The organism is Sphingomonas sp. BE138, assembly GCF_031456125.1.
Taxonomy (GTDB): domain Bacteria; phylum Pseudomonadota; class Alphaproteobacteria; order Sphingomonadales; family Sphingomonadaceae; genus Sphingomonas.
Map to the genome: position 1 here is coordinate 17948 of NZ_JAVDUC010000023.1, position 11941 is coordinate 29888.

Sequence of the window (11941 nt, forward strand, 5' to 3'; positions counted from 1 at the left end):
GCTAATGTCCAACTTGCTCGAGACGAACGGCGAGCTGTATAGATTTAGCGGCAGCCCGCTCATGCATCGACCTTATGGCCGCGATTTCGGTCGAGCGGGCGAGCTCATGTTCGCGCATTGCATTCGCGCGATAGGCCGCTTGCTTCGACAAACCTGACACATGTGCTTCCCGATCACCACGGAGCTGGTAGGCAAGCGCATCGCAGCGCTGTTCGCTCCATTGCGGTCGCATCCTGGTCCGAGCGACCTCCTACGACTGCTATTGGACATGAGAGCGAGGAACGCACTTGCCAGGCGCCCTTGGGCGCGGATAGGCCAGCGACATGACGGAGAACCCTGCAGACACCTCACCGAATAATCATACCGACGTCGATCCCACCGGCCTTGCGGCAGGGCAGCCGGCTGAGGGGGCGATGGACATGGGCGGTAACGAGCCCATCGAGCGCCCCGGTCTCCATCACTGGCGAGAAAGCACGATCACCGATCCGGATCTGAACGACCGCGGCGGCGTCTTCTTCGCCGCGATCGAGATGACGCGGATGCCGATGATCCTCACCGATCCCAATCAGCCCGACAATCCGATCGCCTTCGCCAACAAGGCTTTTCTCGACCTGACGGGCTATGAGGAAGACGAGGTCCTCGGGCGCAACTGCCGCTTCCTGCAGGGCGCCCAGACCGATCGCCATGCCGTCGCGGAGCTGCGCGATGCCGTGGAAGCACATCAGGCAATCGCGCTGGAGCTGCTCAACTACCGGCGGGACGGCACGCCGTTCTGGAATGCCGTGTTCATCGGGCCGGTCTACGATACCGAAGGCACGCTCCGTTATTTCTTCGCCAGCCAGCTCGACGTGACCCGACGTCGGAACACCGAGCAAAGCTACCGGCAGGCCCAGAAGATGGAGAGCATCGGCCAGCTGACGGCTGGTCTGGCGCACGACTTCAACAACCTGCTCCAGGTCGTCAACGGCAACCTCGAGCTGGTTGCAGCCGCAACCGATCCGGAGCGGATCAAGAAATATGTCACCGCGGCCCAGTCGGCCGCGGAGCGCGGGGCGAAGCTGACCCGCCAGCTCCTCGCCTTCGCCCGCAAGACCCGGCTGGAACCCCGCGCGCTCGACCTGGCGCAGCTCGTGTCCGAGTTCAGCGAGCTGATCGAGAGTTCCGTGAACAAGCAGGTCGACATCCACCTCAGCCTGCGACGGGGGTTGCCGCACGTCGTGGTCGATCCGGACCAGCTCGAGATGGCGATCCTCAACATCGTCAACAATGCGCGCGATGCGATGCCCGACGGCGGTCTGGTCACAATATCGACCCTGCCGCTCCATCTCGACGCATCTCCCGACGATGGCGAGGGTCTGCCGGAAGGCGACTATGTCGCCCTGGAGATCCAGGATCAGGGGCAGGGGATGAGTCCGGACGTCGTGGAGCGCGCGACCGAGCCGTTCTTCACCACCAAGGGGGTCGGCAAGGGCACCGGCCTGGGGCTGGCGATGGCGAGCGGCTTCGTACGCCAGTCCGGGGGTCGTTTGCTGATCGACACCGAGCCTGGTCACGGGACACGGATCAGGATGCTGTTCCCGGTGATGCAGGCCGAATACCCCGCTCCTCCGGTGGCGCAAGCCCATCGTCCGGCGGTCGCAGCCCTCGAGGAGGGTGAGTCGCCGCACATCCTTGTCGTGGAGGACAATGATGAGGTCCTGACCATCGCGCGCGATATCCTGGAAGGTGCCGGTTATACGGTCTCGACGGCGATCAGCGGCGATGAGGCTATCCGGTTGTTCGATGAACTCCACGCAACCAGCCGGATCGACCTGCTCTTTACCGATCTGGTCATGCCTGGGGGGATGAACGGCCTGGTGCTTGCCGACACCATCATGGCTCGCGATGCCTCGGTGTCGGTGCTGATGACGACCGGGTACAATGAGGAGCTGGTCATCAACGGCCCGCGTGCACGAGGCACCGATGTCATCAGCAAGCCCTACCGTCGCTCCGATCTGCTCGACCGGGTGAGCCAGGCGCTCAACCGGCGCGGCGAGGACGGGCCGCGCCGGCGCCGGTCGCAATTCGGCGCCGTCCAGGGCTGATCCGCGCCTGCATCAACAGCTCGTTAGCGGGTCCAACCTTAAAAAGGCGCCATGTTGGTGTCGCCACCCCACGCTCCGTTGACGGCCGAGACCGTCAGGCATGCCCATGACACACTGTTGACGGCAGCCGCTGAACTGAAAACCGTGATGATGACGAAGCTGCCGACGTCAGACATCGGCCGGCTACGCATGAACCTTGCCGCTGCGGTACGAGGCCATCTCGCCGCCCAGCAGGCCTGGAACGCGCAGGCCAGACCGTATTTCAGCGACCGCATGGCGGCGTATGAGCGGATCATGGAGCAGGAACGCGAACTGCGCCTCAGCTACTCGCTGCACATCGGCCGGTGGAACAGCGAGACGATCGACGCGGATTTCGCATCCTATGCCGCGGATGTCGTCCCGCTCGTGGACCGGATCGAACACCACCTCCGATCGCTCGAGAGCGAATTGTACAAGCCGATCATCCAGTCCGCATCGGAGAAGGCCTGACCCGCCTTCGGTTGCCGCGATAAGTCGAGTAGCCGAACGGGCTGACCACGACCGGCACGTGGTAGCGAGCTGCGGGGTCGGTCACCCGGGACACCAGGTCGATCTCGGGAAAGAAGGGCAAGGCCGTCGCATCCGGGTAGCCCGACATGTCGAAGTGCAGCTTGTAGGTGCCCGGGGCAAAGCGCGACGGCTCGCCGAAGGAGCGAACACGCCCGGCCTGATCCGTTCGGCCACGCCCTACCTCGTCCCACCGCCTGTTGTCGACTTTCCAGAGCAGCACCACGGGCACGTCTAGGCCTCCCACTCCGCGAGTCAGGTCGAGAACATGGGTCGAGATTTCCCGCGGCTTGTACGGGTAACGCGACGATACCGCTGATAGCGGCGAGCAGGCAGAGGGGAAGACGCACGTCATGTGTCCTTATCAGGGATAGCCTGAGCGCGCGTGTGCTAGGGGGTTGCACGATGAAACTCGGAAGCGAGCGCATCAGGCACAAAAACTACAGCAGCCCTGGCCCGATCTGGTGTCCGGGGAGTTAATCACCCGATCGGAGCTGCTGATGTGTCATGTGTTGGTGATCGAGGACGAGCCTCTGATCGCGGAGTGGGTGAGCGACCTGGCGAGTGACGGGGGAGCCACCTCGATCGACATCGCCGACACGCAAGCGGGAGCCATCGCATCGGCGCGGCAAAATCCGCCGGCGCTGATCCTGTCCGACGTCAAGCTCGCGGAGGGAACCGGACCGATGGCCTGTTCCGTGATCCTGGAGGAACTGGGCGAGCGGCCGGTGATCTTCATCACCGGAACGCCTGAGGAGTGCCAGCCCTGCCATTACGCCTCCGCTATTCTGGGCAAGCCGATCGTGCCTCATGAAGTGGTCGGCGCATTCCGGCGGTTCGCGCCGGTCTGATCTATGCGGCCGTGTGCAGGCGTGATTGCGACTGGCCTAGGTCACCAGAGCATGAAGGGCCGCAACGATCTGGCGGTCGCTTGCGGGCTTGTGACAGACCGGGCGATGTCGGTGCCTCGCCGGGATCGCTTCGGCCCAGCCTGTCACCAACAGGAAGGGCACGCCGCGCCTGTCCAGTTCGTCCACGATCGCGGCGCAGGGCTCCTCGAAGCGTAGAGTGGCGTCGATCGTCGCCATGTCGGGAGTGAGCGCGAGGAGCGGCAGCGCGTCTTCGCAGCACGGAACCGGGCCGATCGGTCGAGCACCCGCCCTGGCGAGCAGGCAGGCCAGTTCCTTGGCTTCGTAATAGTCGTCCTCGACTACGAGGATACGGCGTCCGTGCAGGGGCATCACAAAGCTCGGCTCATCCTGCGCGTTGACCACGAACTGGTCGGTTGTGCCATCACATGGATCAGCTGAGGTGTCGCCGCGATTGATGGCCGAAGTCTCGGTTCGAGCGCTGGCCTCAAGCAGGGAGACGGACGATGTGCGCTGGTGACGACGAACAATGGATGCGGAAAGCGATCGAGGTCGCCCGTTCCAAGGGCTCCGACCCGGCCTCTTCGCCGATCGGCTGTGTGATCGTGCTCGACGGCAAGATCATCGCCGCGGAGCGTAACCAGACCTATAAGCTGCCGGACGCGACCGCGTATGCCGAGATGATGGCGATCCGTCGTGCATGCGAGAGCATCGGGAAACTCGAGCTTCGCGGCGCAACGCTCTACTCGACGCTTCAGCCCTGCGGCATGTGCACCATGGCGTCTATCTGGTTGAAGGTCCGCCGTGTCGTTAATGACGCCGGGCGCGACGACGTGCATCGGATGTACTTCGAGGCGAAGCATGTCGACACGCTGGGCTTCACCACCGACGCCTACCGCGATGACATCGAGATCGACGGCGGCTGTCTCGCCGACAAGTGCGCCGCGCTCTACTACCCGCCCGACGCCGATCTTCCGGTCGGGGAGCAGGCGAAGCTGTAGTCCTGCGGAAAGCAGATACGAACGGGTTGAGGATGTCTTAACGGCTCACTGGTAGCCGAATACGATGCATTCCCAGGTCGCACAGGTTTTCGACTGCATCCGGCACGACCACGATCCGTGGTTGGTGCTGCTCGCCGGCCTGGTTTGCCTCTGCGGGATCTATGCCTCGTTCGCCCTGGCCGCCCATGCCGTACGCTCCGGGCGAAAGACCCGCCGCCTGTGGGGACCTGTCAGCATCGTGTCGGCCGGCTGCACCGCCTGGGCGACCCACTTCATCATCTTGCTGGCTTTCGAACCGGGCATGCCGTCCGCGTTCGACCCGCTGCTCACGGCCGTGTCCCTGCTCTGCGCGATCGGAGGCATCGGCGCAGGCACCTTGCTAGCCCTCAAGGAGAGGCGCCAAAATCGACGCTTCGCTGCCGGTCTCGTCATCGGGATCGGTATCGCGCTGCTCCACTACGTGGGACAGGAAGCCTATCTCGTTGAAGGCGTGGAGCGCGCGCATCTTCGCCTCCGTGCGAAGGCGCTCGCTCTGGTCGCGAACCGCGACAACCGTCTGCTGCTTGCGCCCGATGCGGACCTGCGATCGGAGTGCCCGGACGGGTACGGGATCCCCGGTCTCTCGCACCAGATCAATCTCCCGTTCTTCCCGCTCCGGGAGGGTTTCAAGATCGAGGCCGGGTAGCAGCGTCTCGAGGCTCGTCCCGGCCAGCTCGCCCGCGGTCCGACCAGCCAGCCGCTCCATGCTGCTGTTCGCGGTGACGATTCGGTCGCCGTCGCAGATCAGCAATCCCTCCAACGCGACGCCAGCCAGCTCGCCCAGTCGCTTGCGCTCCCAGCGCTGCCGGGCCCGTGCGGCGATGTCGAAACGCATGCCGCAGATCGCCAGCGCCAGGATGGCCAGGCTCACACCGGCGACGATCGGCGTGATCGTCGCAGGAGAAACCGAAAACTCGGGCAGCCGCCGGGTTGGGTCGGCATGGAGGTGCATCGCGGCCATGCCGCAGAAGTGGAGGACCACGATGGCCCCGAGCAGGAGCGGCGCGGCGAAGTATCGCAGGGGGCGTCGGGGATGGCCTTCGGCCAGCAGTGCAACGCCGCATAACGGAACGCCGAGCATCACGGATGCCAGCACCAGGGGCATGTGCCACGTGACCACGCCTTCAACGATGCGCTGACAGGTCTCCCCAATCGAGCCAGTTTCATGGACCTTCTCACCCGCAGGGTGATGTCTCGACGCAGCGACGACACGGCTTTCGCCGTGATGATGATCGATCTCGACCGCTTCAAGCATGTCAACGATACGTCAGGTCACGCGGTTGGCGATCTCCTCCTGTGCAAGGTCGCGGAGCGGCTCAGGGCGGAAATACGTGAGGGAGACGTCATAGCGAGGCTGGGCGGCGATGAGTTCGCCATTCTCCTTGCCACCTCGGTGACCGAGGAAGCCGACCTGCTCGCGCGACGCATTGTGGAGCGCGTGGGCGATCAGCCTTTCCTGCTCGACAACCAGGTCATCTATATCGGCGCGAGCATCGGCATCGCCTGCTCTCCGACCGATGGCACCGATCCGACGGAGCTGTTGCGGAACGCGGACCTGGCGCTCTACGCCGCCAAACTGGACGGCAAGGGGCGCCATCGCCGCTACGATGCCGCTTTGAACGCTGCCAGCGTCGAGCGCCGGCTGCTGGAGGAAGGACTTCGTCACGCTATCGAGAACGACGAACTCGAGCTCCACTACCAGCCCTTGCTCGACACGCGGAGCGGCCGGATCGGATCGGCTGAGGCGCTGCTGCGCTGGAACCATCCCGAGCGTGGACTGATCCCGCCCGCGGTCTTCATCAGACTGGCCGAAGACACCGGGCTGATCCTCGCTTTGGGCAGATGGGTGATCCGGGCCGCCTGCCAGGAAGCGACCTCCTGGCCTGACAACATCAGCGTCGCCGTGAACCTGTCCCCTGTCCAGTTCCGCGATCCCGGGCTTGCCGCCACCATCGAGGCGGCACTGAAGTCGAGCGGGCTGCGTTCCAGTCGCCTCGAGCTGGAGATCACCGAGGGAGTCCTGCTGAGCGACGAAGAACAGACGATCGCGACACTTACCGCGTTGAAGACCCAAGGGCTGCTTATCTCAATGTACGACTTCGGAACCGGTTACTCGTCGCTCAGCTACTTGAGCCGGTTTCCGTTCGACAAGATCAAGATCGACCAGTCGTTCGTTCGCCAGATACCGGGCAATAAGCAATGTACCGCGATCGTCCACGCCATCATCACGATGGGTAAGTGTCTGGACATGGCGATAACGGTGGAAGGTGTGGAGACGGAAGAACAGCATGCCTTCGCCGTTGCGCAAGGCTGTGACGCTGTTCAGGGCTACAATGTCAGTAAACCGCTTCAAGGGACAGACTTCGCCGAATTTATCGCGGAATGGACGCCCTATTGCCGCCTGCGTACTGCGGCCTAAGCCGAGCGCTGCCACTGCGACGATGCCTTACCGGCCCACGTTCATTGATCTCCTGGTTTATTATGCACCGCACTACGCAGGACTTTCGCATCTAACGCGGCTCAACTTGGAGCGGACATCCGGCTTAGCGCCTCGTTAACCTAAGGCACCCTATCAAGCTCTCGCGGCGTGAAAGGGCGCAACAGATGTTCGACGTCTTCTTCTGTCTGACCCATCAGCATAACAAGTGGCTGGTAGCGCTCGCGGCCCTGGTCTGCATCGCGGCGACCGGCAGCGTCGTGTTCCTGCTGCGCCATCTCGGCGCCGCGCCGGCAAGCGAGCGGTCCCGCTGGCTGATCGGCGCGGCCTTTGCGTCGGGCACGGGGATCTGGGCGACCCACTTCATCGCGATGCTCGGCTACGATCCCGGCATCATGGTCGGCTACCTGCCGGGGCGCACGATGGCGTCTCTGGCCATCGCCATCGTTATGACCTGGGCCGGGCTGCGGACGTGCGTCCTCAGGCAGGACCGCATCGGCTATGTCGTCAGCGCGGCGATGGTCGGCTCGGGCATCTCTGCCATGCACTATCTGGGTATGAGCGCCGTTCTGTTTCCGGGCACCTTCCGCTTCTCGTCCGTCCTGATCGTCGCTTCGGTCTTCCTTGCGGTGCTGCCGGTCGTCCCGGCGCTGTACCTCGCCATCGCTGGCCGCGGCATCGGGACGGGGACTGCCGCTGCCGCCTTGCTGACGCTGGCGATCCTGCTGCTGCATTTCACCGGCATGGCCGCGATCAGCGCCGCGATCCCTGGATCCGCGGCCAGCACGGGCGGAATCGTGCTGGCGCCCGACCTCATGGCGCCGCTCATCGCTGTTGCAGCGCTGGCGGTCCTGGTCGTGACGGTCGGCGCCGCAAAGGCGCGCGCCGTGCTCGCCTTGCGGGCGCGCGGGACGACGGATGCGGGTTGGGCGGCGCTGGTCCGCTCCAGCCTCGTTGCCGAGTTCGACCTCGACGGCACCGTCCGCTGGGCGAACGAACGCTTCCTCGATACGCTGGGCTACCGGCTGGACGAAATTGCAGGGCTCCCCGATCGCACGCACGACATAGGTGTCAGGGCACCAGGATCGAGCGATCCGGCGTTCTGGGCGAAGCTCGCTGCCGGCGAGCACCAGACGGGTGAGTACCGGCGCGCCGCGAAGGACGGCCGTCTCGTCTGGCTGCAATCGACCTACACCCCGGTGCTCGATGAGAAGGGGCGACCGATCCGGGTTCTGGAGGTCGCAACCGACGTGACGGTGAGCAAGCTGGCGGCTGCCGATTCAGCGGCGAGGCTCGCGGCGCTCGACCGCAGCCAGGCGGTAATCGAGTTCGCGACCGACGGCACCATCCTCGAAGTCAACGACGTTTTCCTTCGGCTGACGGGCTATGCGCGCGACGAGGTGGTCGGGCGGCATCACCGGATGTTCTGCGACCCCGCTTACGCCGGCACAGCCGACTATGCCGCCTTCTGGGCGAAGCTCGGCCGGGGCGAGTTCGATGTCGGGACCTACCGCCGCGTCGGCAAGGATGGCCGCGAGCTATGGCTTCGCGCCACCTACAATCCGGTGCTCGACCCGGATGGGCGCCCGGTGCGAATCGTGAAGTTCGCGTCCGACATGACGGAGAGCCGGCAGCGCAACGCCGAGTTCGAAGCGCTCACGCTGGCGATGCGGCGCTCGGCTTTGACGATCGAGCTTGCCCCTGATGGCATCATCCTCGCAACCAGTAACGGCTATCTCAAGGCACTCGGCTATGCACCGGAGGATGTCGCGGGCGAGCATCACCGGATTCTGTGTCCGCCCGACTTCGCCTCGAGTGCCGCTTATGCAGCAGCCTGGGAGACGCTTGGCCGCGGCGAGCATATGACGGGCGTCTTCAAGCGGCGCGACCGTGAGGGCCGCGACCTGTGGTTCCAGGCAACCTACAACCCGGTTCTCGATGCGGACGGCCGGGTCGTGAAGATCGTCGGCTTCGCCACCGACGTGACGGAAGCGAAGCTGCGCAGCGCCGAGTTCGAGGCGCGATCAAAGGCGATGGACCGCAGCCAGGCGGTCGTCGAGCTTGGGCTCGACGGGACGATCCTGGAGGCCAACCAGAACTTCCTCGACGCGCTGGGCTATAGCCGGGCCGAGGTCATCGGCCGTCACCATCGCCTCCTCTGCGACCCTGACTATGCGCGCTCGCCAGACTATGCCGCGTTCTGGCGCAAGCTTGCCGGCGGTGCCTTCGACGCAGGTCTATACCGCCGGATCGGCAAGGACGGCCGCGACGTGTGGCTGCAGGCGACCTACAATCCGATCCTCGATCCGGACGGACGGCCGCTGAAGATCGTCAAGTTCGCGACCGACATTACCGAGGCGCGTGAGCGCGATGCGGAGTTCGCCGGCCGCGATGCGGCCGTCGATCGCAGCCAGGCCGTGATCGAGTTCGATCTGAACGGGCTGATCCTGTCCGCCAACCGGAACGCGCAGACCATGCTGGGCTACGACAGCGAGGCGCTCGTGGGCCAGCACCACCGCATGTTGTGCGACGCTGCCGAGGCGCGCTCGGCCGATTACACGAGGCTTTGGGAACGTCTGTTGCGGGGTGAGTTCGATGCGGGGCGATATCGTCGGATCGGGCATGACGGCCGCGAGATTTGGATCCAGGCCTCCTACAACCCGATCCTCGATGCCGACGGCCGACCGAGAAAGGTCGTTAAGATCGCCACCGACATCACGCGCCAGGTGCTGCTGGAGCGGGAAGCCGAGCACCGCCTTGCTGAAAGCGAGGCGATGCAGCGAGCGCTCGACCTGCGCCGACAGGCGCTGCAGGACACGGTGGCCGAGCTGGACACGATCGTGACCGCGATCGGCGGCATCGCCGCCCAGACCAACCTGCTCGCGCTAAACGCGACGATCGAGGCGGCGAGGGCGGGCGAGGCAGGCCGGGGCTTCACGGTAGTCGCGTCGGAGGTGAAGAAGCTGGCCAACGACACGCGCGCTGCGACAGAGCGTGCAACGGCCATGATAGGCGCGCGGCGCGCCAGCAACGACGGCTGGTAATAAGGATCGCGAGTAGGACGAGATGATGATGCCAGATGATTGCAGGCGCGCCCATGAGGTGATCCGCGCTGCTGCCTACGCGCTTTGCGACTGCGTCAAGGCTGGACCTCCTTTTACCGACCTCGGCCGGCTACGTATAAACTTGGCCAATGCGGTACGGGAGCATTTGCCTACACAGCAGGACTGGAACAAGGATGCCCGAGCCTATTTCGCTGATCGGATGCCGACTTACGAGCGGATCATGGAAGAGGATCGCGAGCTTCGGCTACGCTACTCCGACCACATACGGCGTTGGAGCAGCAACGCGATAGCTTCCAACGTCCCAGCCTATGCTGCGGACGTCGCAACACTGGTAGAGCGCCTCGACCGCTACCTGTGGTCGCTTGAGCACGAGCTCTATAAGCCGATGCACCAGGCAGGAATCGAGGCGTGATCGGTGATCAATTGCCCCTGTAGGTGGAGTAGCCGAAGGGGCTGACCACGACCGGCACATGGTAGTGCGTGGCAGGGTTGGTGACGCCGAACACGGGATCGATCTCGGGGAAGAATGGCACCGCCTTCGCTTCCGGGTAGTCCGCCATGTCGAACTGCAGCTTGTAGGTGTCCGGCGCGAACTTCGACGGCTACCTACCCGACGCCGATCTCTCGGTCGAGACCCGGCAAACCGGAGTCCTGCGTGACGATCTGGCATCTTGCATCACCGCGAGCAGCTTCCGAAACCGGCGTTTATCACCTACAGTCCTGCAAGGCAGGGTCGCCGGTCCTGCGAAACCGATGGTGGGGGTGCCGTTGCGACCTGTGTCAGCTGCGATCTGTGTTCCGGTCCGCAACGAGGAGACTGCGTTACCGAAGTTGCTGGAGGCGATCGGGCGACTGGACTTGGGCGACGTCGAGGCTGCCGTGTTCTTCCTCCTTGATAATTGCTCGGATGCGAGCGAGCAGGTAATACTCGAGCATGCTGGTCGCATGGCCCTTCCGTTCACGGTGGCTCAGGGAGACCCGTCCCCTGATGCCAATGCCGGTCGTGCACGCCGGGCAGCCATCGCCCTTGGCCTGCATCATGCGACGAGCACGCCCCACGGTATTCTCCTGACGACCGACGCCGACAGCCAGCCCCGTGCCGATTGGGTCAGGGCGGCACTGCAGGGCCTGGCCTCGGCCGACCTTGTCGCCGGGCGAATCGTCCGGATCGCAGCGGAGCGGGATCCGGTGCAGGGGAGGGTCGAGCGCTACCTCGATCGGCTTCACGCCTACCGGCGATCGGTCGATCCCGTTCCGTGGGACAGTCCGACCGGCTCCCACTGCTCAGGAGGCGCCAACATGGCCTTCCGACCCGGAGCCTATCATGCGCTGGGTGGCTTCCAGCCGGTGCCATGCGGCGAGGACGCCGCCCTGCTCGACGATGCCGGGCGTGCCGGGTTTCGCGTGCGCCGCGATCCCGGCATGGTGGTTGCGACCTCCTCACGGCGGCTCGGCCGGGCACCGGGAGGCATGGCCGCTGCGCTCAGCGCCATCGACCATCATGGGGCACCCTCGATGCCGCATCCGCGAGGGGCGGCATGGCAATACCGGCAGCAGGCGGAGGCGCGCCGCATCTGGGCCGGGCTCCCAGATTCCTTTCTCGCAGCCAGCTTCGGCGACCGTATCGGATTGACCGGTGACCATGTGATCGGTGTCGCGCGCGACTGTCCCAATGCCGAGGCGTTCGCGATGCGTGTCGTGCCGGCACTGCCCGATATACCCGACGTCACCCTAGCTGAGGCCGAGCAGGCCCTGGCTTTGCTCGAGCGCCAGCTTTGCGAGCAGGCGGCATGACGACGGTCGAGGCTCTGCGCCATGCGATCGTCGCGGCGGGGTGGGCGACCGACCCCGCCGGCGATCCGACGACGCCCAAGGCATATCTGGACCTGCTCCGCCCTCT

The 11941-nt window shown here is 64.9% G+C and carries 12 protein-coding genes and 1 pseudogene; 9 read left to right on the forward strand and 4 right to left on the reverse strand.

What is annotated here, in order from left to right:
• The first annotated feature begins 323 nt into the window (after positions 1-323).
• Both J2Y58_RS18270 and J2Y58_RS18275 read left to right on the forward strand, forming a co-directional pair.
• Positions 324-2084 carry a histidine kinase famiy protein gene (locus J2Y58_RS18270; protein WP_310106394.1) on the forward strand — a complete coding sequence of 587 codons (1761 nt, stop codon included), beginning with the start codon at positions 324-326 and terminating at the stop codon, positions 2082-2084.
• 51 nt (positions 2085-2135) lie between these two features.
• Positions 2136-2573 carry a hypothetical protein gene (locus J2Y58_RS18275; RefSeq protein WP_310106396.1) on the forward strand — a complete coding sequence of 146 codons (438 nt, stop codon included), beginning with the start codon at positions 2136-2138 and terminating at the stop codon, positions 2571-2573.
• On the opposite strand, the gene J2Y58_RS18280 is transcribed toward J2Y58_RS18275, so the two are convergent.
• On the reverse strand, positions 2545-2862 hold the full coding sequence (locus J2Y58_RS18280) for a hydroxyisourate hydrolase (protein WP_310106397.1): 318 nt from the start codon (positions 2860-2862) through the stop codon (positions 2545-2547). The two genes, J2Y58_RS18275 and J2Y58_RS18280, sit on opposite strands and share 29 nt — an antisense overlap.
• A 268-nt stretch (positions 2863-3130) precedes the next feature.
• Between J2Y58_RS18280 and J2Y58_RS18285 the strand changes: the two genes are divergently transcribed.
• The gene (locus J2Y58_RS18285; RefSeq protein WP_310106418.1) at positions 3131-3481 is read left to right on the forward strand and encodes a response regulator; all 351 of its coding nucleotides are present in this window, start codon (positions 3131-3133) and stop codon (positions 3479-3481) included.
• 36 nt (positions 3482-3517) lie between these two features.
• Here the strand turns inward: J2Y58_RS18285 and J2Y58_RS18290 are convergent, their stop codons facing one another.
• Positions 3518-3904: a hypothetical protein gene (locus tag J2Y58_RS18290; RefSeq protein ID WP_310106398.1), complete on the reverse strand. Its 387-nt coding sequence runs from the start codon at positions 3902-3904 to the stop codon at positions 3518-3520.
• A gap of 101 nt (positions 3905-4005) precedes the next feature.
• Between J2Y58_RS18290 and J2Y58_RS18295 the strand changes: the two genes are divergently transcribed.
• Both J2Y58_RS18295 and J2Y58_RS18300 read left to right on the forward strand, forming a co-directional pair.
• A complete protein-coding gene (locus J2Y58_RS18295; RefSeq protein WP_310106400.1) occupies positions 4006-4500 on the forward strand; it encodes a nucleoside deaminase in 495 nt (164 codons plus the stop codon).
• Positions 4501-4801: 301 nt separating this feature from the next.
• Positions 4802-4864: pseudogene (locus tag J2Y58_RS18300) on the forward strand (hypothetical protein); the annotation flags it as partial.
• A gap of 15 nt (positions 4865-4879) precedes the next feature.
• Here the strand turns inward: J2Y58_RS18300 and J2Y58_RS18305 are convergent.
• A complete protein-coding gene (locus tag J2Y58_RS18305) occupies positions 4880-5794 on the reverse strand; it encodes an MHYT domain-containing protein (RefSeq protein WP_310106401.1) in 915 nt (304 codons plus the stop codon).
• Here J2Y58_RS18305 and J2Y58_RS18310 point away from each other — a divergent pair.
• From J2Y58_RS18310 to J2Y58_RS18320, 3 genes are all read left to right on the forward strand, one after another.
• Positions 5705-6958 carry an EAL domain-containing protein gene (locus J2Y58_RS18310; RefSeq protein ID WP_310106403.1) on the forward strand — a complete coding sequence of 418 codons (1254 nt, stop codon included), beginning with the start codon at positions 5705-5707 and terminating at the stop codon, positions 6956-6958. The genes J2Y58_RS18305 and J2Y58_RS18310 overlap by 90 nt on opposite strands.
• Before the next feature lie 185 nt (positions 6959-7143).
• Positions 7144-10020: a PAS domain S-box protein gene (locus J2Y58_RS18315; RefSeq protein WP_310106406.1), complete on the forward strand. Its 2877-nt coding sequence runs from the start codon at positions 7144-7146 to the stop codon at positions 10018-10020.
• Between the two features lie 25 nt (positions 10021-10045).
• Positions 10046-10453, forward strand: coding sequence for a hypothetical protein (locus J2Y58_RS18320; protein ID WP_310106409.1), 408 nt, complete (start codon positions 10046-10048; stop codon positions 10451-10453).
• A 7-nt stretch (positions 10454-10460) separates the two neighbouring features.
• Here J2Y58_RS18320 and J2Y58_RS18325 read toward each other — a convergent pair whose 3' ends face one another.
• Positions 10461-10601: a hydroxyisourate hydrolase gene (locus tag J2Y58_RS18325; protein ID WP_310106412.1), complete on the reverse strand. Its 141-nt coding sequence runs from the start codon at positions 10599-10601 to the stop codon at positions 10461-10463.
• 19 nt (positions 10602-10620) lie between these two features.
• Between J2Y58_RS18325 and J2Y58_RS18330 the strand changes: the two genes are divergently transcribed.
• On the forward strand, positions 10621-11835 hold the full coding sequence (locus J2Y58_RS18330; protein ID WP_310106414.1) for a glycosyltransferase: 1215 nt from the start codon (positions 10621-10623) through the stop codon (positions 11833-11835).
• The last annotated feature ends 106 nt before the right edge of the window (positions 11836-11941 follow it).